Genomic DNA, 21,568 nt, shown 5'->3' with positions numbered 1-21,568 from the left:
GTGTGGATTAGGAAAAAGGTTTCAATCTCTATTTTTACCCTCTTGCTTTGCGCTAGTGGGCTCCTTTCTGGTCAAACGATTGAAGAAAAGCGGGAAGCCTTTCGCCTGCAAAAAGATCAAAAAGAGTTGCGCAGCTTTCTCGACGACGTCAATAAACAGCTGCATAAATTGCGCACTGAACTTGAAGTCAAGTACGAGCTTGTCGCTGACTACTATAAAGAAGGTGCCAAAGAAGAAGACTTTCAAGAGCTTCTGCGAGAAGTCAATGAAATCCGCACAGAAATCGTCGATTTAGAAAAAGAGTGGAGAGGACTTGCTGTTGAAGAAACCAAAAAAGATGATGAAGGCTATGCCCTTTGGGACCAAGAAGAAACGACCTTGTCCCAACTCATCATGGAATATGGTTCCACCGATTACCTCTACATTGTTCCGCCAGAAATCCTCTCGATGAAAATTCACATGCATTCGAGCATTCCCATTCCACGTGAGTCGTGGAGCGAGCTTTTAGAGATCGTCCTTTCTCATAATGGCATTGGAGTGAAGCAACTCAACCCCTACACTCGTCAGCTTTACATCTTGAAACAAGACCTCATTGCGGTCGACAACATCATCAACTCCCCCCGCGATCTGATGCGCGTGCCTGCAAAGAGCCGTGTGGTTTACGTTTTCAACCCTCCTCCGGAACGGATTAAGGGGGTGAGCCACTTTTTTGAAAGGTTCCGCGACCCCAAAATGACCTTTGTCTACCAGGTGGGATACAAAATTGCGATTATCTCCTCAAAAGAAGAGGTTGAAAAGCTGCTGGCCCTCTACGACGCCGTTTGGGAAAAAGAAAACGAAAAAATCACTCGCATCATTCCGATGGGGCGTATTGCTCCTGAGGAAATGGAAAAAATCTTGAAGGCCTACTTTGGCGATTCAGCCCAAAAGCCTCGCATGGGATTGACCAAAGGAGAAGGTGACGATTTGATCATTCTTCCGCTCAAAGGAGAGGGATCGCTTGTGCTCATTGGCCCGAAGGATATGGTTGAACGGGCTGAAAAACTGATCGATGATGCTCAAGGGCAGATCGAAGATCCGATGGAAATGACGGTCTTTTCCTATACCTGCCGCCACAGTGACCCACTCGAAGTTTCAGATGTTTTGGAAAAAGTTTACGCTTCACTCATCTACTCGGGAATCCGAGGAGAAGATCCGAGGCCGCCGAATCAGCCGTTGCCACCCACGCGACAACATGATGATCCCCGTGAACCGGCTGTTCCTTCTCAATATGGTCCGCCTCCTTATTCTCCAGTGGTTTCTCCTTTGCCTGCTATCGCTGGGAACATCCAGTCGCAACAGGATAAGTCGTTTACCACTAACTTCATTCCCTTCCCCAAGACAGGGACCATCATGATGGTTGTCAGACGTGACACCCTGTCCAAGATTAAAGATCTTTTGCGCAAGCTCGACGTTCCTAAGAAGATGGTTCAAATTGAAGTTCTCCTCTTTGAAAAGCGGATCCGCAATGAAAACAATTTTGGCCTCAATATTTTCCGCTTAGGTTCTGCAGCAACCGATCGGCATGAAACCGGATTTCGCTACCAAACAAGTAAAGCCTCAGCTCCCATTCCAGCTGACTCGCCGCCATTGCGTCGTGGCGTTGTCGACTTTTTTCTATTCCGCAAAAAGCCCAATAGCTTTTGGCCTGCTTTTGACATCGCTTACAACTTCTTGATGTCGCAAGAAGATGTCCGTATCAACGCCGCTCCTTCGGTCACGACATTGAACCAAACCCCCGCGCAAATTTCACTTGTGGATGAAGTCTCGATTGCCAATGGTGCCTCGCCGATTGATAGCAACGGCGGAACCATTTTCAAAGAGTCGTTTTCACGTGCTGAATATGGAACCACACTTGTGATCACTCCAACCGTTCACGAACCGGAATTTCCTGAAGAAGACACCCACTATGTGACACTTGAAACCAACATCGAATTTGACACGATTAAGAAAACCTCGCCCGATCCTAACCGTCCCGACGTGTTTAAAAGACACATCGAAAACCATGTGCGTGTGGCCGATGGTGAAACAGTCATTTTGGGAGGATTGCGCCAAAAGACCGCTGAAGATTCCAGCAGTCGTTTGCCCTTCTTAGGAGAAATTCCAGGGCTGGGGAAATTTTTCGGAGATTCCCGCTTAACAGATGAAAAAACCGAAATGTTTGTTTTCATCACTCCAAAAATTGTGTTTGATGGAAAAGGGGAACTTGAAAAAATGAGACATGCGCAACTTGTCAAACGTCCCGGAGATCTTCCCGAATTTTTAGAGCGTGTGGAAGAGGCGAAACAAAAGCAAAAGCAACGGCTCTTTGATAACAGTTTACGGCTCCTCTTCGGAAAGGTGCAATGATTGACCAAGAAAAAGAAGACTTTCTTTTAGCAAAACGGTTTGGACTCGAGCCTGTTTATGACCTATCTAATTATCCCTTCATCAAAGAGAAAGTCCGCCGCTTGCCCTACAACTTTGTGAAGCAAAGACTGGCGCTTCCTTTAGAAGAACAGGAGGGAAAGCTTCTCGTTGCGATTTCTCACCCTTACGATTTAGAAGTCCTCGAAGAAATCCGGTGCATGACCGGAATGGATGTCCAAGAAGTTTTCTGTCCCGAGCCCCATCTTAAGCAAGCGATTGAACAGTGTTACCACCAAGGGGAAAAAGAAGCCTCGCTTTACATCGAAGGGCTGAAAAAAGAAGGCAACGGACATAAAGAAGAAACAGGGGAAGAAGAGTACGATCTTCTCAGTGCGCAAGACAACTCACCCGTCGTTCGCTTGCTCAATATGATCATCGCTGAAGCGATCCAACAGGGGGCATCAGACATCCACTTTGAACCTCTCGAAAATGAGATGGTGATTCGTTATCGTATTGATGGGGTCCTGCAGTTTCGTCATTCGCCTCCTCCTGAAATGCAAAAGCAACTCGTCACACGTGTCAAAGTCATGGCCAAGCTCGACATTGCTGAACATCGGCTTCCTCAAGACGGTCGCATCAAACTCAATATGGGTGGGCGGCAAATCGATTTCCGTGTCAGCACTGTCCCCGTCGTTTATGGCGAAAGGATTGTTTTGCGTATTTTAGATAATAGCAACATCGTTCTCGGGCTAGATAAAATCGGCATGGCCGAATCGACCCTGACCAATTTGCGCAAGTACCTCCACCAGAACCAAGGGATCATCCTCGTCACCGGCCCCACGGGGAGTGGTAAAACTACAACTCTCTACAGCGCCATCTCTGAAATTCATTCGCAAGAAGTGAATGTGATGACGATCGAAGATCCGGTCGAATACAAACTCGCCGGCATTGCTCAAATAGGAGTGAATCCCAAAATCAAACTCTCGTTCGCAACAGGATTGCGACATATTCTCAGGCAAGATCCGGACGTGATCATGATTGGGGAGATCCGTGATAAAGAAACTGCCGAAATTGCCATTCAGTCTTCTCTAACCGGTCACTTAGTCCTCAGCACTTTGCATACGAACGACGCTCCTTCCGCACTGACCCGTCTCGTCGACATGGGTATTGAATCTTACCTCCTTTCCTCCTCCATTTTAGCAGTCTTAGCGCAACGTCTTGTGCGGCGCATTTGTGAAGACTGCAAGGTGGGATATAAGCCCTCTGACACGGAACTTTCCGAACTGGGGCTCAAGCGCAAAGCCTTAGAGTCAGGCATGCTTTACAAAGGAGAAGGATGTGGCAGTTGCTATGGATCAGGCTATCGCGGCCGCTTAGGGATCTATGAGCTCATGCCCGTCAATCATGCAATCAAAACGCAACTTCTTCGTTCTGCAGATGCAACGCAGCTCCAAAAAGCCGCCGTTGAATCGGGAATGAAAACATTGCGCGAAGAAGGCGCAATTTTGGCAAACCAAGGAGTGACCACCACAGCTGAAGTCCTCCGCGTCACCCGTCAAATTGAACTTTATAGCTGAACTGATTTAAAATTGGGTCGTTTATCCGGATCCTTCAGATGTCCTTTAGCTTCTTAAAATCTCTCCTTGTCATATGGACAATGGTTTCGATTTTAAGAAACCAAAAACCATCAAAATATCTCGCCTAAATAACCCAATTTTAAATCAGTTCAGCTATACTCATTGGCTATGGCACTTTTTCAATACTCAGCACTTAGTCCTAATGGAAAAAAGACAATCGGCTTAATCAATGCCGACACCCTTGAGCAGGCGAAAGAGCAACTCCGTCGGCAAAAGATCTTGGTCACCAAACTGGTCCTGTACAAAAAGCAACCCCGTGATCAGACCTTATCTCCTCCTTTGCTCTTGAATTTGACCCGTGACTTGCATGTCCTGCTCCGGGCAGGTCTTCCGCTGTATGATAGTTTACTCACGCTTCAAGAAAAATACTTTCGCACCAAAGCTCACTCTCTCTTACTAAACTTGTGCGACCAGGTTAAAGAAGGGCAGCACCTGTCAGAAGCTCTCGCCCGCTATCCTCGTATTTTCGATGACGTTTACATTTCAATGGTGCGCGCTGGAGAAGAATCAGGAAGCTTAACTGAAAGTTTTGAAGAGCTCTCCAAATTGATTGCCCGCGCGCAGGGACTGAAGAAAAAAATCACAACTGCAATGATCTATCCGATCTTTTTGGGAAGTTTTTGTCTCGTTGTCATTGGAGCTTTGCTATTTTTTCTCATTCCTTCAATGCAAGAACTGTTTGAAGGGCGCTCACTTCATCCACTGACACAAACTGTTTTATCCCTCAGCTCCTTTTTGAATGAAAATGCTTTTTGGATTTTTTCTTGCTGCGGCCTCCTATTTCTCTTGGGGACTTTTTTCATGAAGCAAAAATCAGGCAAACTTTTCCGGCAGAAAATTGCCTTGCGCATTCCTGTGATCGAACGTTTAACAACGGAAGCGGTGATGACCCGTTTTTGCCGCGTCGTTTCTGTTCTACTGCGTGGGGGCGTCTCGCTACTTGACTCCCTTAAATTGGCCAAGCTTGTGATGCACCACCACCAATTTGAAGAGGTGATTTCCAAAGCAGAAGTTAAAGTTGTCGAAGGAAAAAAACTTTCAGAAGAATTAGAAAAATCTCCACTCATTCCTCATTTAGTGATTCGGATGATGGCCATTGCAGAAGAGTCGGGCAACATGGCAAAAATGATGCAGCACGTTTCTGAAATCTATGAAGAAGACCTAGAACGGAGTTTAAGTCGATTAACTTCGTTTCTCCAACCTGTCATTCTTCTCTTTTTAGGACTTGTTGTTGCCGTCATCTTACTTTCTGTTCTCTTGCCATTAACCGATGTGAGCTCTATGATTCAGTGAATGTAAAACAGTTTTACAAAAAAAGTGGAGAAACAGTGTCTGTAAATAATTTTTTAAATTTCGCGCGAAATTACGACAATATTCTTTGGGGGATCGGCGTGGTTGGGACGCTTGTTATTTTCTGGCTTCAAGCGATGCGCAAAAAGAAAAAATCCGAAAAATCAAAACTTACACAAAGTCATCAGGAAAAATATGATTACTAAAATTCTTATCGCAATCAACCTCATTGTTTTTGCTCTCATGAGTCTTTCAGGCGTTGCACTCGTCAGCCCAGAAGTGAAAGACATTCTTCGGTGGGGGGGGAATAGCGGCTATGAAGTTCTCAGTGGTGAATGGTGGCGGCTTTTGACAAGCTTGTTTGTTCACATCGGAGTGATTCACCTTCTAGTTAATATGTATGCCTTGTTTTCGATGGGAAGGTTTCTCGAGTCCGCCATTGGGAGCTATCTATACTTTGTTGCTTATTTGGTTTCTGGACTACTTTCAGGGGTTGCAAGTTTTCTTTTCCATCAAGAAACGATGATTGTCTCAGCTGGAGCGTCCGGAGCAATTGCCGGAATTTTTGGAATGGGCTTTGTTGTTCTTTTCACAATCCCTATGTCTGTGGAAGAGCGGAAAAAAGCGCTTCTCAATTGCATGTATGTGCTCTTTGCCAATGTGATGTATGCTTTCAAAAATCATGATTTGGATCACAGTGCCCACCTTGGTGGGCTTGCTTGCGGAGTCGTGCTTGGACTTGGCTATTACCTGGTCAACCGGTCGAGCGTTGCTTTAAGAAACAAATCATGGCCCCATCTTTATAGCGGCTCAGCACTTGTCGTGACTCTTCTTGTCGTATTTGCAACCGTGCTCGGACGAGCGCCGTCAGATAGGCAAACTTTTTTTCAATTGCTCAGTAAATATTATGAGCATGCAAATAACATCGACACAAATTTGCCTGAAATCGAAACCGACACGACGTTTAATTTTGTCAGCACCGAAATCGAAGAAATAAAAAAACTTTTACCTCAGATGGTTGCCTTAAACCTCAGTGGTGATGAGGAGCTCTACCGCAATGATTTAGCTCATTACTCCGAGCTCTATGTTCGAAGATTTCACCTGATGTATTTATCTGACGAAGCTGAACTTCTGCGAGCCATCGAAATCCGAAAAATTGACGAAGAAATGGATACTCTATTGAAACCCGAAGAGATTGCCGACTAATTTTACGAAGGGTATAATAGCTCAACTTATGAACACTAGGGACTACAAGATGAAGAAACAAAAAAAGCGCCCCATGACCCTTTTAGAAGTGATGATTGTCATTTTCATCATCGGGATCATTGGCAGTGTCATTGGCTACAACATGCGTGGGAGCATGGACCAAGGAAAAGCTTTTAAAACGAAAGAGGGGATCACAAAGCTTTACAACATCGTCCATCTCGAAATGGATTCCAATGAAATCAAAGCCTTGGAAGGGGCCAATACCGAAGAAATCGCTTTGAGAATTGGCAATGTCCTTACTGAATCTGGCCTTGTCAATAAGCCTAAGCAGTACCTGATTGACGGGTGGAAAAACGACCTTCAATTTGAAGTAGTTGCTGTTAAGGGAGCCTATGAAATCCGTGCTCACTCCGAAAAGTACGAAAAATTCTACGAAAAGAAAAACAAAAGCCCCGAATATCCTTGGGATGAAGAAAACGCTGACGATTCTTGAGCTGTTTTTCTGCGTTGCGATTTTAGCGCTCGTCGGCTCGCTTGTCATTTTTAAAGCAAAGCCGATGATCGCTCAGTATCGCTTTCAAACGAGTGTGCATCGTTTAGCAAAAGAACTCGAATGGTCTCATAAAGTGGCCATGAGCGCCGAAGCAGATATTGATTTTCACATCCAAAAAAAAGGAAGCGCTCTTTATTGCACGCGTATGACAGATGAACCCCTTGGATTTCGAGGGGGGAATAAAGAGCTTAAGATTGAGCAAATTGCTCAGCTCTTCTTTGATGATCAAGAAACATCGGAGCTCAAACTCACCTTCACCCGCTCGGGCTGGATCATTCCAGAAGGAAACATCCAACTCTCATCTTCTAAAAAAACATTTCAGATTTCTCTCAATCCTGCTGAAAATCGGATCATTGCAGCATCCGAAATTTGACAATCGGAACCCCAACCTTTTTGCCTTGAAAAGGATCATTTGGTCCTTCCCATCGGCAAAAATCTCGAGAATTTAAGAGAACTCTCTCCTGAAAATAAGCAAAAAACCCAGAGTTCAGGTTGACAACAGATCGACCTTCAGGCTAGCGTGAGGAAAACGATGTGTTGTAGGAGAAACATATGGCAACCCCAGTCGGCCTTGCAGCAATTTTTGGCCCCATTCTTTTGATTATTGGAGTCTGGACCTTGCTCTATCAAGAGAATGTCAAAAAGATGTCTGAATCAATCAAGAAAACCCCAGGAATCATGTACATAGGTGGGGTGATCAACCTCATCATTGGCTTGACAGTCATTAATATTAGTCCTCAATGGCAGCTAGAGCTTTCAGTGCTTGTCACGATTTTTGGATGGGTCTGCTTCCTTCGTGGACTGATCATCTTTTTCCTACCCAATCTCATGACCAAGGTTTCGAAAGCACAAACAAACACCTTCCTCTTCTTTGGACTGTTATCAGTTGTATGGGGCTTAGCCCTTTGCTGGCTTGCATATCTTTAGTAAGAGTGATACGGAAACTGAGCTAGAGAAAGGGTTTTAGAGACGAGTTCAAAGACCCCATCTATATGAGATGGGGCTGTATCCATCCACAGCTTCTAGAAAAACTATGAGTTGTGGTCTTTTATGTGTTGGGGAGAAGGCATACGTTGAAAAATTTCAGTAACACACCAATTTATTCTCATTAAATAGTCCAAGCTGTTATCCATCGGTGCGTATTGCATTATTGTGCCCATCTGTCTGATATAAATATTCAATCTTCTGATAATTAAAGCTGCATGAGCAAAATCCTTCTTAACCTCGCATTGCGCTGGATAGCGATCAAAAATATCTGCTAAATTATCTTTAGACGAATCTTCAAACGAAGTAGCTTTGTCCACCTCTTGGCAAAATAAAATTTTTCCTAAATCTTCTAACCAAGCAGAAGTTAGCCTGTTGAATCTATTAGAGATCTCGAAGAAATCCTTTTCTATAACTTTTACCTCTTCGATCAAGTCTGTATATTCATTATTTCCTTCATCGAACTCTTGAAAGTACTTTGTAGATTTGCAAATTGGCTCTATTTTTTCTCGAAGTAAGCTTAGAGCCTCGTTTGAGCTTCTAGCAAAGTCATCATAACTCTCCATAAACCATTTAGTACGATAAGAATCTTCATATGGCTTTAATCTTTCAAGACACTCATCTTTTTGATGAACGGTGAGATCAATATACTTTTGAAAGTAAGGTTCTATTAAACTAACGAATTGAGCAAACTCTTCTGGATGTTTCGGGTAGTTGTTGTCTACCGAAGGAGATAAGGCCACTTTGTTTCCTCTTTTTTTAGACCTCTATATAAAACGGTAGGCCCAATCCTAAAAGAATTGGGCCTAGCCATTTTTCCCTGGCGGAGAACCAGAGAAAGGGGTTAGAGACTGCTAGTCTTTTTTTTAAAGATTGAATAGAAACAATCTAAAAAACTTAAAAAATCTGTTAGGATTTGAAGATTTTTCCCTCCAATCTTCAGAAAATATTGAATTTTCATCATCAATATATCCAAACCCCTGATTTTTTGGTAAAAAACCTCTCTTTACATCCCTATAGAAAGAGAGTATGATGACTCACTTAGACAAGAAAATTCTAGAGGAAACAGCATGATGAAAAAGGCGGCTACTTTATTACTTGGTGTGATGACACTTATGACCTGTGCCTATGGAAACACAGCCGAGCAGCAGGAAGTGCAACCGATTCAAACTGAACTCAAAGCTCGATTGCCAGAATGGCGTCCCCGCGTATTTGAACACTTTCCAAATGGTTCACCCCGTCTTGTAATCTTTTACGACGAAGGTGAAAAAGGCGAAGAACAAGCCGTCAAACGGATCCATTTTCATGAGAATGGGCGCCCTCTAGAAGAAACAGATTTAGCCACGGTTGATGAAAAATCGCCGGGATATGAAGCGTGGAAATCAACCATCGTCCCTCATGGAGTGAGCGTTCGCTTCCGCGAAAATGGAGAAATCGAACGGGTCGGTTATTATGATCATGGGCTTCTTCATGGCCCCCTAAAAATCTTCTTCACAAAAGGGCGGCTGCAACATCTTACCCACTATAAAAATGGCATTCCTCACGGAAAGATCCTTTCGTATCATGAAAATGGACAAATTCTAGCTGAAGGAAACTACCTCGAAGGTAAACTTGAAGGAGACTTCACCCGTTACTACGAATCGGGTGAGCAAGAAGCCCTTTTTTCCTACCAAAATGGGGAACTTCATGGAAAAGCAATCGAGTGGCATGAAAATGGAAAAGAACGAGCGAACCGCTTTTACAAAGATGGAAAACTCCATTCAGAAAGAAGCCAACCTGCCATCATCCTCTATACAGAAGATCATTCGATTCTGGAGATTCAAGACTACCGCGATGGAAAGCCTCATGGAAATCATGTGAGGTATCACACCAATGACCGCAAACAGTACGTTGCTCACTATGAAGAAGGGAAAATTCATGGGAAGGAACAATACTTTGACACCAAAGGAACTCTCCAAGGTGAAGGAGAGTACATTCAGGGCACAAAAGTTGGAAAGCATTGGAAAAAGCACGACAATGGAACTTACTCCTATCTCGCACATTTCGATAAAAAAGGTGTTCTTAAGGAACCCGTTCGGGAGTTTGCGGAAAACGGTCAAAAAGTTGCCGAATACACGATTGATCAAGACGAAAAATTCGAAGGACCATTTTCTACATGGTATGAAGACGGCACTCCTCGCATGGACTGCAATTACAACCATGGAGAGTTCGAAGGCAGGCAACAAGAATTTTACGCGAATGGCCATAAGCACTTTGAAGGCTACTACGTCAATCAAGAAAGACATGGCACATTTCGAGAATGGCATGAGAATGGAAACCTCTCGTTTGAAGGAACCTTTGACAAAGGCAACAAAGAGGGAGCTTTTAAAGAATGGTATGTATCTGGCGCTAAAAAAACCGAAAAGAACTTTAAAAACAGCCTCTACGATGGCATCCAAAAAGAGTGGTTTGAAAGTGGAAAAAGCCGCCTAGATGCCCGCTTTGAAAACGGAAAAAAAGACGGTACACATCGGATGTGGAATGAACAAGGGACTCTTATTTTCGAGGGTGCCTACGATCAAGATATGCCGATTGGAACTCATGTCGCCTACTTTCCAGGCGGCGAAAAAAGAGAAGTTGTGCACTACCTTGCTGGAAAAAAAGAAGGACTGCATGAACTCTACTACGAAAATAAGCATACGCAGCTGATTGAAACCTATCGCAATGATCTCTTAGATGGAGAAGCAAAAGGGTACTTCGAAGATGGGACACTTGCATTTATCCGTACTTACAAAAAAGGTAAGCCTGTCGGCACCCATAAAGACTTCTTTCCTCCCCACATTGAAACAGAGAATAAGCATCAAGTTGCCAGTATTTATCACTATAATGATAAAGGCGAGATGGATGGCGAGCAAAAGACCTTCTACCCCTCAGGAACGACAAAAACCCTCATTTCCTACGACAATGGCAACCTTCATGGTTTAAAAGGACTGTGGGATGAAAACGGGAACATCTTGGAAGAGTCGAAATACCTTAAGGGAAAACTCGAAGGTCGCCACTTCCAAAAAGACCCTGAAGGACGCGGAGTGGTTTACCACTACAAAAACAATCGTAAAGAAGGCCCTCACTACATCTATTACCCTGAAGATGTCACAGATGGCGAAAAGGTCAAAGCGATCGAAGCCAACTACAAAAATAACCAACTTGATGGCAAAGCAAGCGAATTTGATCCAAGTGGAGCGCTCATTAGCTTTACCACTTATAAAGCTGGCATCAAAGAAGGACCAGCAGAGCTTTTCCATCGCAATGGAAAAACAGCTCTTAAACTCACTTTCAAAAAAGACAAACGTGAAGGCCTATCCGAGCAATTTTATCCCTCTGGTAAGCTTTACAAAGAGGTGAGTTTTACAAGTGATCTCAAAGAAGGTGAAGAGAAGTCCTTTTTTGAAGATGGCCGCCTTAATAGCGTCTACCGCTACAAAAAGGGAGAGCTAGAAGGGCTTGCCCAGCATTGGAACCAAACCGGTGTGCTGATCTTTGAAGCCAGTTACAAAAAGGGTGAGCAGCACGGCAGATTCGTGAAGTTCTACGACAATGGCAACCCACGCCTCGAACAAAATTACGTCGATGGCAAACTCGACGGCATCAAAAAGAGCTGGGATACCAGCGGGTCTCTCACAGAGACGCTCTATAAAAATGGTGTGAAAGTTAAATAAGAAAATCTGGCTGCGCTTAGCGCAGCCAGGGTTTGATATCTTATGCAGATTTAATTTTTTCTAAACTTTCAAGTTCTACTGTTCGGTATAAGCCGTAACAGCCTGGCTCCATATCATAGATTTTGTCTTGTTGAATAATGATCTTAGAATAAGCTGCTCTTGAGCAAAGTATTCGAAACGCAATATCTCCTAGGCTGGGAGGAATAGAAGTTTTTTCTGCAATTTTCCAGACATCTTGATGCTTTCCAAGTATTGCGAACTTTCCAACGCTTGCAAGAGCTTCTGCAAATGAGTTATATTTTTTGGAGGAGCACAGATGACTCCTATGGCAGAGCTTCCAATTTTATCTAAAAACTTCAATGCCACAACCCCATCTAAAGCGATCCCTTTGAATGTCCAACTATCTAGCTTTCTTGTTCCTGTTGCGCATGCGATGATGGTGAATGGGATGGCAGGTAAAAACTTAATTGCCATTTTTGCAACTTGAAAAATTGCTGCAAGTGCATAGAATGGTATGCGTACTGCACATGAAATACGCCCAACAGTGTGCCGCCAAGGGCGACTTGTTGTGACATCATTATAGGCTTTTTCGGCTTGAGACCAGAAATCTGTGTTTGGTTTCGTAACTTGTGATGCTGACATAATTTTTACTTCTCCTTTCCCCAGAAACATCTGAATTCTAAAATATAAATTATAACATATAAATTATTATTTTTAAATAATTTGTTAAATATTTATTTAAATACTTGATATCAAGTAATTTGTGTTATTTTTTTTTCAGGTTGAATGGCGTTTTAGAATTTGTGTTTTTTAACTTAAGTAGCGTATTGTGAATGATTTAAGAAAGTTGGCCGCCTGACGAATGTCAGGCGACCTGATGACGTTTATTATCTAATATGTGTAAATGTTTTTGGTCTAGCAGCTTTTGCTTCAGGCTCTCCAAAATAGAGATCGCTACTTTCTCCTCCTAAGACTTCATTGAGTGAGTCCATGAAGGTTGTTTTGGCGGCTTTAAGTGAGTTTCTCACGCCTTCCATGTCATCACCTGTAATCGTGTCTACCTTATTGTCGTACTCTCTGATAAATTTTTGAACATCAGCGGTCGTATGAGGTTGATGTATTTTTGACAAACCAGCAAGAGTGCTATGCAGGCCTGCTTTAGCGTGTGCGGGGGGGGGGTGCGTCCAAATAATGAGTTCCAAATATTGTTAAGACGGAAGCAAAGAGAGTTCCACACACCCTTTTGGTATTTTTCTGGGTTAATTTCTTGATCTAGAGTTTTGTATTGAGGCTCTACAGTATTTTTAAAAGTCGCAAACAAGGTCTGAAAACCGTTGTGCATTTCCTCTGCAATAAGTCCAACCCGTCCTTCTAAAACCTCAACTCGGCCTTCGTAAATAAAGGCATCTCTCTTGGGTTGTCTCATTTCATAGTTAGCTTGTTCTAGAAGTCGGCTTGAGCTCTTATTTTTATTGTCATCATGAGTCACCCAACTCATGACTTCGTTTCCGTGAGCGTCAAGCGCATCAGTATAGGCTTGGACTGTTTCTTCTAATCCATAAGGAATGACCGTCCCTTCATGTAGAAGAAGTTTGTAGTCTGGAGTTTCTGGACTCTCGAATTGAATCTTGAAGCGCAGTTGATTTCGGGCGTCTAAAAGCTTAGCGTAGGCACGTTCTTCAACTGTTGCGCCTTTCCCATCATGTAGCCTTGCTTTGTGTAGATTGTACTCAGCAAGTGCAACTTCAAAGCGTGTCTCTGGGTTATCACGGTGGTTCAACTCTTTAGGTTATCTAAACATTGATCAACGGTTGGTAGGTTTGCCTCTTTTGAATAGTCAATACCGTTGTGATTGAGAACGTCTTTAAATTGCCGATCCAATTTATTCCATGCATCACTTGGCATGGTTTGTTGTAAAGGCTCAAGAACTTTCTCGAGCTTGACTAGATGAGGCCAACTATTGTCCTGGGCATGTGCTTTAGGTAGGTGATCTGCTAGATCTATGCAAAGCTGATCAAATTTTTGTCCGTTTGTTTGCTTGACTGCTGAGCTGGGTGGTTTGGTTGCTGCGCTTGGGCTAAATGTTGAGGCCCAAAAAGAGCCTAGACTTTTAGTGCTCATAATCTCCCCTTATTTCCTTTTTTTTCAAATATGATTATTATTATAACTCAATGTTTAATTTAACAAAACTAAAACAATAATTTTAATTTACAATAACTTATAATCTAAATTTTAATTTTATAGTTCAGGTTAAAATAGGGTCGCAGAAGTGGGTTAGAAATTGAAATGCATGTAATGCCATTGAATTTCCCCCAAAGAAAGTTGTCCATCTGAACCAATTAAAACTATTATTTTAATAATTAATAGTTAGTGGCTTGTGTGTATTGGTAGAGGTGGCTGTCGCCAACGGGACGCTGCTTTTCTAGGGTGAGATGTGTGAGGGCGACTGTGGGGGCGGTCGCTTCCTCTAGGAAGAGGATCCCACTGGGAGTTAGAAGGTTAGAGGTGTCGATAAAGGCCAGGGTGGCATCTAGGAGGGTTTGGGAGGAGCCAGGGACCTTTTGGCCATAGGGAGGATCTATATATATAAGGTCAAAAGAGGCGTTTTTTTGAGCGAGCTTTTTGAGGGAAAGGAGGGCGTCGCCGGGAAGGACGGTGGCGTGGTCTGAGAGTTGGAGATTGGTGAGGTTTTTGTGAATGGCTTGGAGGGCAAGGCGGTTTTTTTCGAGGAAGGTGGCGTGGGAGGCGCCGCGGCTGAGGGCTTCAAGGCCCATGGCGCCGGATCCGGCAAAGACGTCGAGGAAGGTGGCGTCTTCGATGGTATGTTGGCAGATGTTGAAAACAGTTTGGCGGAGTTTTTCCGAGGTGGGGCGCGTAGCGTTTCCTTTGGGGGTGATCAGTTTGTGGTTTTTATATTTGCCGCCGGCGATTCTCATCGTGTTGCTGGAGAGACTGAGTGGGGTGAAAGAATCCGTTCGGCTTCAGAGAGGAAGAAGGGATCGTTTTGCTTAAGGTAGTAGTCATAGCAAACATAGGCTTGCTGAAGAGCAAAGTTCCGCTTGAGTTTGTAGCCGGCTTCTTTGGCATTATGGAAGGAGACTTTTTGTTTGATGTTGATCCAACTGTCACCTGCACGTCCTTGCAAAATGAGTTCAAAGTCTTCGAGTTTGTCAATCGAGCCGTAAAGGGTATAGGGTTGGTCGGCATAGAGTGAGGGGTAGCTTTCTTGGTTGGGATAAAACTGGACGTCGAGTTTGGAATCGGCTGAGGTGACGTGAATGCGGATGTCTTTTGCAATGAGACTTTCAATGTGTTTGACTAAGACGGCAAGTTTACGGGGAAAGGCGGCGTTGGTTTGTGAGTACATGAACTCGCCGTTATTAAAGGTACTGATGAGGTCGAGCATGGCGATGTTGTTGCCTTGGCTTGCACATGCAGTGAAAAGGGAAAAGTGGCCTTTGTTTTTTTCGGCGAGAGTTCTTAATGACTCTTTGTGTTTAGAAATCGTTTCAAGAGAGTGGCCATCCGTGATGAGGATAACGATGTTTTCTTTATTCGGATCAAAGTACTCTGAGGCTCTTTTTAAGAGGTCGAATGCATCGTAGTTTGAGAAGTAACCGCGGTAAGTGCGAGACTGAAGGTAACTGCGGACTTTGCGGATTCCTTGTTTGCTCCAAATGATAGGCTTGTCATTCATCGCTGCAATTTGAGAATCGGCTACGAGAATGTTAAAGGTGTCTCCTTCTTGCATGTACGATAAAGATTTGACGACAGCGTCTTTAAACGTGTTGTAACGGTGTTTTTGAACGGTTCCTGATCCATCCACTACAAAGATAAAGTTTTGCTCAGGAGAGCCAAAATAGAGCTTTTCGTTGGGTTTGATTTTAAGGGCGAAGTGGTATCCTTTGCCGTCAGGTTTTTTGACATAAGTCACAGTTGTTTCAAAATCGTTTTGGAAAGAAACAGTGTCGAGGTTGGCTGTTTCTGGAATTTCTGAAAGGTAACCTTGTGTAAAGCGGTGTGTTTCGTTAATGGTGTGATAGTCTTGTTCGGTAAGTGGTTTTTTCAACTCAGGTTTGGAGACATTTACGGAGCCGTTTTGCGCGAGTGTTTCATTGTAGTGTTTTTCAATCAGTTCTTTTGCTTGCGATTGGATATCTTCTGTTTCAACTTCTTTAACGTTGCGCGTTAGAGTGTAGCTTGTTTGGACATCTTTTTGTGGTTCGCGATGGGGAATGGGACGTTTAGAAAGTATCCGCTTGGTGTTGGGGAAAGCTTCACTTCTGGGAACAAGTGAGATGAATGTTTCGGGGCTGGGAAGGTCTGTTAAAGCTTTGGTCGGTTTAAAGGGAACCTTACTCGATGCCACTCTTTTTTCTTTGAGATAGGGAAGTGTTGGCATGGCAAGAGGTTCTTCAGCTTGGAACTCTTTTTTTACTAGCGTTAGGCTGTCTTGTTTCATGACAGGATCTTCGGCATCGAGATCGAGAAGAGGTCTTTTGGAAGAGCGGGGTTTGGAGATCTTTAATGGAATACTTTCTCTTTTTGGCAGTGCGGCTATAACATCTTGTTCTTGCTTTGGCTTGGGTGTAGGAGATGTTTTTTGCGCAAGAGGTAGTTCGTGATCGGGAATTTGAAGTGCGATTTGTTTTTCTATGACTGAAGGTGAAACGCTAGGCTGAGCTTTTTGAAAGTCTGCAAGAGGTGGAGCGTGGGCAATGTGTGGCGTGGTTGAAAAAGGTGTGGGAGTGACATCAAAAGTGATGCGATTCTCTGGGTACCGTTTCATGAGAAAGCGGGGGAGTGAGGGATTGGCAAGTTCTTTCGCAGGTGCGTTGTCGAAAGAAAAGGCGATAGACTCTTCTTTAGCTTCAACAGCTTTGGCATGAGCCTGACTTTCAAGACTAGATGGTTCGGTCATTGAGGGCTTTTTTTGAATGGCAAGGGCGGATGCGTGCTTTGAAAGCTTTTGCTTGGGCCGCACGGTATGAGAGGGAGAAAGAGGGAGTTCTTCGACATCTTCCGGTTTGTAAAGCCGCTTTTCTTTAGATTCTGTTCCGGCTAAATCGAGTGCCAAAGAGGAGTCATACTCGAGAGGTTGAACTTTTTCTTGCTTGGGCTCTGCTTGTCTAGCTGCAATTCGCATGTCATCACTTGGTGCGAATTCAGGAAGGTCGATGGAACTTAAGTCAGATGATTTGAAAGCGAGCGGAGCCTGAGGAACATCGAAACTTTGCGCAATGTACTTTGGTGAAAAGGCTGGCTGAGACGTTAAAGCAGGTGCGACAGCGGATTCAGACTTGGGAAGTTGCAATTGACTTGCAAGTGCATCATTAGAATAGGTTGCTGAGGATCGATCGACGGCTTCTCTTTTAGGTTTCACTTCTGTTGCGACCATTTGCTCGGGAGCAGCATGTGTACTCCAACCTAATTGAGGAATGGGCACTGCAGAGGAGGTGTAGGTGAGTGGTTCTTTCGGAGGAGTGAGGAGTGGAGCGGTTAAAGTTGCAGAGTCAATAGTGAGTTCAAATGGGAAAGAAGCCTGAAAAGTGAGAAGTTGTTGCTGTCTATGGAAGGTGGATTTTTCTGAGGGGTCAAGATGTTGAACCTGCTCTTTTTCTGGATGGAAATCATGCTTTTGGGACAGAGAGGCCAGCTTTTCTTCTGGAATGTCAGGAAGTTTTTCCGGAAAGGTTTGGCCGATCGATTTCTTTAAGGGAATAGAAGGAGATTTGATTTCTCGCTGGGCGAGCTCTGTTGGCGGAGGGACTTCTACATGGCTAAATTCGAGCCCTGACAGGCGAGATTGTGCTGATTCAACTTGGCTTAGATGAGGTGTTTGGGGGATTGTCAATTGGGCGGCTTCTTCAGAAAGTGGGATAGGGTCAAAGAGAAAGTGCTCTTCTTGAAGAGGGCTCAAATCTAAAGGGGTAATCGACTGAAAAAATGCAATGCTTGGTTGAGCGTGAGGCTCGAGGAGTTTTTTGGGCGAAGAGAAAGGAGTTTGAAAGAGGGGCGCTTTTAATGTGAGATCGACTTCAAGCTTTGGTGAAGGAGAACTTTTGAGTTTTTCATCGTAAAAGTAGTATAACGCCTCGCGTTCGAATGTTTGTTTTGTGAGAGGTTCAGCCTTGGGGTCGAATGGGATGGAGAATGTTTTCTTGGGGTCATATGTTTTTGCCGCAAGTGGAGAAACTTTAAGTGGTTTTTCGATTTGCTCGGGCTTTTGAGGTTTGTGCTTTTCGAATTCATATTCAGAACCGATCATGTCTGAGACGGGACTTTCCTCAAGTTGAAAGGCAAAAGGCGCTTCAGTTTGTGTTTGTGGAACTGCCATGGGGAGTTTGCCGATGTCTTGAATTTGGGCATGCTCTGTTTCTTGTTCCAGTTTGGGTTGGACATAGGAAGTGTCCATTTCATCTTGAGTTGCGCCTGCAGCAATCAGAGGTACCATTTCAACTTCTAATCGCTGACTAAAATTGATCCATTTTTTTGGGCCGAAGGGGCTGGGCTTGAGATGTGTATACTCTTCACTTTCGTTGATGGAGTAGGTGGGATCTTCTAAATGGAACGGGGGTGGAGTTGTCGAAGTGGCGATGTTTGGCGCGTAGGCAAAGTTGGTTAAGATCTTGAGCTCTGTTTTGGTGAATTCAAGATGAGGACTGTCGTGAGATGGGACTTTGTTATCTGCTTCACGTAAAATGAGCCTGTCAAGGGTCTCTTTTAAGGCAAACTCAACTTCGAGTGTTGGCTCAATGGCTTGAACGAGTGTTTGGTCATTTTTTGTGGAAGAAGAAGCGCTGAGAAACGAAAAGGGATGACTTAAGAGGAAGTAGAGGGCTCCAGCATGCAAAGTTAAAGAAGCCGCTAACGAAGTAAGTAGCAGCGGCTTTCTTTTCTGAGACGAGGAGGGACGCTTTCTCATGCACCTTTCCCAATTCTATTAATAGGCGTTCAGGGCGTTGATTTCCTGAATGCTTGTTGTCATCCGCACGTAAAGATCTTCTGGCGTTGCAGGATCATTTTTAATTTCGCTATAGAGCGAAAGGGCAGATTCATGCAACTCTTCCATTTCGCTTAAGCGTTCTTGTTGATACAACTGCTTGGCTTCTAAGCGATATTTTTCTGCATCGATAAACTTCATGTAAGAATCAAACACTTGTTTTTTCTTTGCATGTTGATTCAATGTCACAAGGTAGTCTTGCGTGACGAGGTCTTCTTGAGAGTTAAAATCATCTTGAATGCGTTTGAGGAAAAAGAGATAGCGAGAGTCTCTCTCAGCACTGTCCCCAATTTCCGAACGAATTTTAGCGTAGTCAAGCGCAGCTTCTAGATGTGTTGGCTCAGACGTCACGTTTTTTCGAATTTGAAGCTCTTTTAAGTCGTTTAAAATAGAAAGAATTTCTTCATTTGTTTCGGTTTTGTACGCATCTTCGAGCATATTGAAGTGGAGGCGGGCTGACTCAAGTGTTGCCAGGTTGGACATGCTTGTTGGGAAGTGCTCTGAAGAAGAGTGAATGAAGCTAAACGTTTCAAAAGCTCGCTCACTGTCTCCTAGATCTTGGTACACTTTTGCAAGTTCAAACAGTGCTTGTTTTTGAAAACCCCAGTTGAGCTCAGGCTTAGCGCTTTGTTGCTCAATGAGGTTTTTAACAAGCTGAAGCTTTTGCTTATTTTGCTTTCGGTATTCAAGCAGTTTTGCCAGCTTGAGAAATTCGTTTTCTAAATACAAGTTGTCAGCTGTGAGTTCAATCAATCGACCGTGATCATGTAAGAGGACGTTGTAGTGCTCTGCAGCAAGGTCGATGGCGTTTGCGATCTCTGGGTGATCGGTCACTTGATGTGTCCAGTGAGCATCGAGGTACTCTTTAGTTGATTGATAATAGTAGTTTGCTAGCCACAGGCGATTTTCTCTTTTGATGCTTTGCTCACCTTTATCTATTGCTTCTTGAAGATGATTTGCTGCATGTGTCACAAAATCTTTTTGCTGTTCAGCATCTGCTTGAGCTTTACCTCCATCACCGTAGCCTGCTAACGAGATGTAGGCATTGTAAAGCTGAAGGTGTGTCGTTGGCGTGTCGTACATTTCTGGGTTGAGAAGCATGGCTTGCTCAAGATGCATGCAAAACGCAGAGTAGTCGGCTTGCATTTCAGCATGACAAAGTCCTGCAATGAAATGAGCTTCTGCGAGCGCTAGAGGATCACCTTCTTCTGTCACTTTTGTGAACAGGTGGTCTTGAAGTACATGTAATGCAGAAGAGTAAACTTCGAGTTCATAAGCTGTTTTTGCATAAAGCAAACTGTAATCTTTCATTTCTTCTGCTGTAAGGAAGCTGTGGTGGTGGAGGACCTTTTCTAAATCGCTGAAGAATTCGCGTTTTCCATAAAAGCCTTCTTCACCACTGCGCTTGTAGTAATTTAAGCTCGATGAAAGGAAAAGTTTCCAAGCTGCATCAACACGTTGACTATCTGGGAACATGCCGATGTAATCTTTGAAAGTCTTGTAACTATCTTCCCATCGTTCATTTTGATGAGCGAGAAGTCCATATTCGAAAAGAAAACTTTCTTGATCTTCAAAATTGTTGTACTTGTCTTTGATTTCTTTTAGTTTTTCATCTGCACGGCTAATGGCGCCTTGCTCTTTTAAGATCATTGCGTGCATGAAAAGCGCTTTTGGAATTTCAGCATCGTTGGGGAAGAGGGTGTCGAGTTTTTCGAAGTTAAGATTAAACAGTTCTTCATTTCCGACTTGATGAGCGCAAGTCATTTGAATCAAAAGAGCGTTCTTGAGTTGGTCATTTGGAACGTATTGAGATTCAATGTAACGGCTTAAAGGCTCGATTGCATTGTTGTAATCTCCAACTGAGAAAAAACTCTTACCCACGATGAAATCAAAGGTAGGTTGATAAGCTTCAGGAACTGAAGAGGCGAGTTTTTCGTAGGATGAGATCACTTGCTTGAAATCTTCGTTTTGAAACAAGAGAACAATCAAATTAAATGAGGCATCACTTGCTTTGTTTCCATCGAGTTCACGGATTTGTGTGAAAGTTTCAATAGCAGCTGCTCGATCAAACTGTGCTTGTAAAATCCCTGCTTGAAAGAGTAGATCTTCTTTCATTTCAGGATGTAACTCTACGAGACCAAGGTAAGTCTCTGCACCTTTTTCATGCTCACCTAAGATGGCGTAAATTTCAGCGAGGGAAAAAGTCGATGCTTCAGCGTAGGGTGTGTTATCAAGTTTATCGTAGTAAGAGCGCGCTTCTAGCACAAGTTTCGATTTGAGATCAGCATCTTCTTCTTTTAAAGCTTGTCGGAAGCATCCTTCCGCAACGAGAAAGTAGAGTTCATTTTTGCGGCCTTTAACAGCTTCGATATCCTTTCCAATAAAGGGACGTCCTTCGAGTGCTAAGTGATCGTACTGATCGAGTTCGTAGTAGCACTGCAACTTGTTGAGAATGATTTTTTCGGTGATATCGGGGTTGCTGATGGCTTCGTAGGAGTTTAGTGCACTTTCGTAGTTGTTTTCTTGTAGGTAGATGTCTCCTAGGATTCCTAAGAAGTAATCTTTGAGTCTGCTTTTTGGGTATTTATCAAAGAAATCCAGAATTTGTGTTTTGACAATTCCATAATCACCATCTTTCCAGAATTCTGCAATACGACGAATGAGAAATGCTTCTTCATCCGATTCAATTTGAGTCGAGTGTGTTGGGGTCTGTTCAGCAGCAAAGCTGGCTGTTGTTCCAAGTAAAATACAAGAGAAGGCTATCAGGCGCAGACTAGACATCATAACGTTTATTCCTGTCATTTGTTTACTC

The 21,568-nt window shown here is 43.6% G+C and carries 16 protein-coding genes; 8 read left to right on the top strand and 8 right to left on the bottom strand.

What is annotated here, in order from left to right; all coding sequences use genetic code 11:
• The 7 genes from ACOOFG_RS00165 to ACOOFG_RS00135 all read left to right on the top strand — a co-directional run bounded on the left by ACOOFG_RS00165 (position 1) and on the right by ACOOFG_RS00135 (position 8,001).
• Positions 1-2,388 (top strand): type II secretion system protein GspD, encoded by a 2,388-nt coding sequence (locus ACOOFG_RS00165; RefSeq protein WP_420421621.1) that lies wholly within the window; start codon positions 1-3, stop codon positions 2,386-2,388.
• Complete coding sequence (gene gspE / locus ACOOFG_RS00160; protein ID WP_420421620.1) at positions 2,385-3,965, top strand: type II secretion system ATPase GspE; 1,581 nt, start codon at positions 2,385-2,387, stop codon at positions 3,963-3,965. The genes ACOOFG_RS00165 and gspE overlap by 4 nt, the downstream gene beginning before the upstream one ends.
• A 168-nt stretch (positions 3,966-4,133) precedes the next feature.
• Complete coding sequence (locus ACOOFG_RS00155; RefSeq protein ID WP_420421619.1) at positions 4,134-5,318, top strand: type II secretion system F family protein; 1,185 nt, start codon at positions 4,134-4,136, stop codon at positions 5,316-5,318.
• Between the two features lie 192 nt (positions 5,319-5,510).
• Entirely contained in the window at positions 5,511-6,521 is a 1,011-nt protein-coding gene (locus ACOOFG_RS00150; protein WP_420421618.1) for a rhomboid family intramembrane serine protease, read from the top strand.
• 49 nt (positions 6,522-6,570) lie between these two features.
• A complete protein-coding gene (locus ACOOFG_RS00145) occupies positions 6,571-7,014 on the top strand; it encodes a prepilin-type N-terminal cleavage/methylation domain-containing protein (protein WP_420421617.1) in 444 nt (147 codons plus the stop codon).
• Positions 6,989-7,447 carry a hypothetical protein gene (locus ACOOFG_RS00140; protein WP_420421616.1) on the top strand — a complete coding sequence of 153 codons (459 nt, stop codon included), beginning with the start codon at positions 6,989-6,991 and terminating at the stop codon, positions 7,445-7,447. Before ACOOFG_RS00145 ends, ACOOFG_RS00140 begins: the two co-directional genes overlap by 26 nt.
• 179 nt (positions 7,448-7,626) lie before the next feature.
• Entirely contained in the window at positions 7,627-8,001 is a 375-nt protein-coding gene (locus ACOOFG_RS00135; RefSeq protein ID WP_420421615.1) for a hypothetical protein, read from the top strand.
• Between the two features lie 104 nt (positions 8,002-8,105).
• Here the strand turns inward: ACOOFG_RS00135 and ACOOFG_RS00130 are convergent, their stop codons facing one another.
• A complete protein-coding gene (locus tag ACOOFG_RS00130; RefSeq protein WP_420421614.1) occupies positions 8,106-8,801 on the bottom strand; it encodes a hypothetical protein in 696 nt (231 codons plus the stop codon).
• 327 nt (positions 8,802-9,128) lie between these two features.
• On the opposite strand from ACOOFG_RS00130, the gene ACOOFG_RS00125 reads away from it, so the two are divergent.
• Positions 9,129-11,753, top strand: coding sequence for a toxin-antitoxin system YwqK family antitoxin (locus ACOOFG_RS00125; protein ID WP_420421613.1), 2,625 nt, complete (start codon positions 9,129-9,131; stop codon positions 11,751-11,753).
• A 189-nt stretch (positions 11,754-11,942) separates the two neighbouring features.
• On the opposite strand, the gene ACOOFG_RS00120 is transcribed toward ACOOFG_RS00125, so the two are convergent.
• The 7 genes from ACOOFG_RS00120 to ACOOFG_RS00090 form a co-directional block, all read right to left on the bottom strand.
• Complete coding sequence (locus ACOOFG_RS00120; RefSeq protein ID WP_420421612.1) at positions 11,943-12,395, bottom strand: hypothetical protein; 453 nt, start codon at positions 12,393-12,395, stop codon at positions 11,943-11,945.
• A 245-nt stretch (positions 12,396-12,640) separates the two neighbouring features.
• A complete protein-coding gene (locus tag ACOOFG_RS00115; RefSeq protein ID WP_420421611.1) occupies positions 12,641-12,790 on the bottom strand; it encodes a hypothetical protein in 150 nt (49 codons plus the stop codon).
• Positions 12,791-12,810: 20 nt separating this feature from the next.
• On the bottom strand, positions 12,811-13,533 hold the full coding sequence (locus tag ACOOFG_RS00110; RefSeq protein ID WP_420421610.1) for a hypothetical protein: 723 nt from the start codon (positions 13,531-13,533) through the stop codon (positions 12,811-12,813).
• Complete coding sequence (locus tag ACOOFG_RS00105; RefSeq protein ID WP_420421609.1) at positions 13,530-13,874, bottom strand: hypothetical protein; 345 nt, start codon at positions 13,872-13,874, stop codon at positions 13,530-13,532. Before ACOOFG_RS00105 ends, ACOOFG_RS00110 begins: the two co-directional genes overlap by 4 nt.
• 239 nt (positions 13,875-14,113) lie before the next feature.
• Positions 14,114-14,689, bottom strand: coding sequence for a 16S rRNA (guanine(966)-N(2))-methyltransferase RsmD (gene rsmD / locus ACOOFG_RS00100; protein WP_420421608.1), 576 nt, complete (start codon positions 14,687-14,689; stop codon positions 14,114-14,116).
• The gene (locus ACOOFG_RS00095; protein WP_420421607.1) at positions 14,686-18,678 is read right to left on the bottom strand and encodes a VWA domain-containing protein; all 3,993 of its coding nucleotides are present in this window, start codon (positions 18,676-18,678) and stop codon (positions 14,686-14,688) included. Before ACOOFG_RS00095 ends, rsmD begins: the two co-directional genes overlap by 4 nt.
• Positions 18,679-18,696: 18 nt before the next feature.
• The gene (locus ACOOFG_RS00090) at positions 18,697-21,540 is read right to left on the bottom strand and encodes a hypothetical protein (protein ID WP_420421606.1); all 2,844 of its coding nucleotides are present in this window, start codon (positions 21,538-21,540) and stop codon (positions 18,697-18,699) included.
• Between the last annotated feature and the right edge of the window lie 28 nt (positions 21,541-21,568).

This window comes from Simkania sp., assembly GCF_965215465.1.
Lineage (GTDB): Bacteria > Chlamydiota > Chlamydiia > Chlamydiales > Simkaniaceae > Simkania.
Note: the sequence above shows the minus strand (reverse complement) of the source record. Positions and strands in the feature narration are given on the sequence as shown.

Bases quoted from the DNA above. Each gene is read 5' to 3' on its own strand.
- gspE (WP_420421620.1), top strand. From the start codon at position 2,385: ATGATTGACCAAGAAAAAGAAGACTTTCTTTTAGCAAAACGGTTTGGA.
- ACOOFG_RS00155 (WP_420421619.1), top strand. From the start codon at position 4,134: ATGGCACTTTTTCAATACTCAGCACTTAGTCCTAATGGAAAAAAGACA.
- ACOOFG_RS00150 (WP_420421618.1), top strand. From the start codon at position 5,511: ATGATTACTAAAATTCTTATCGCAATCAACCTCATTGTTTTTGCTCTC.
- ACOOFG_RS00145 (WP_420421617.1), top strand. From the start codon at position 6,571: ATGAAGAAACAAAAAAAGCGCCCCATGACCCTTTTAGAAGTGATGATT.
- ACOOFG_RS00140 (WP_420421616.1), top strand. From the start codon at position 6,989: ATGAAGAAAACGCTGACGATTCTTGAGCTGTTTTTCTGCGTTGCGATT.
- ACOOFG_RS00135 (WP_420421615.1), top strand. From the start codon at position 7,627: ATGGCAACCCCAGTCGGCCTTGCAGCAATTTTTGGCCCCATTCTTTTG.
- ACOOFG_RS00125 (WP_420421613.1), top strand. From the start codon at position 9,129: ATGATGAAAAAGGCGGCTACTTTATTACTTGGTGTGATGACACTTATG.
- ACOOFG_RS00120 (WP_420421612.1), bottom strand. From the start codon at position 12,395: ATGTCAGCATCACAAGTTACGAAACCAAACACAGATTTCTGGTCTCAA.
- ACOOFG_RS00115 (WP_420421611.1), bottom strand. From the start codon at position 12,790: ATGGAAGGCGTGAGAAACTCACTTAAAGCCGCCAAAACAACCTTCATG.
- ACOOFG_RS00105 (WP_420421609.1), bottom strand. From the start codon at position 13,874: ATGAGCACTAAAAGTCTAGGCTCTTTTTGGGCCTCAACATTTAGCCCA.
- rsmD (WP_420421608.1), bottom strand. From the start codon at position 14,689: ATGAGAATCGCCGGCGGCAAATATAAAAACCACAAACTGATCACCCCC.
- ACOOFG_RS00095 (WP_420421607.1), bottom strand. From the start codon at position 18,678: ATGAGAAAGCGTCCCTCCTCGTCTCAGAAAAGAAAGCCGCTGCTACTT.
- ACOOFG_RS00090 (WP_420421606.1), bottom strand. From the start codon at position 21,540: ATGATGTCTAGTCTGCGCCTGATAGCCTTCTCTTGTATTTTACTTGGA.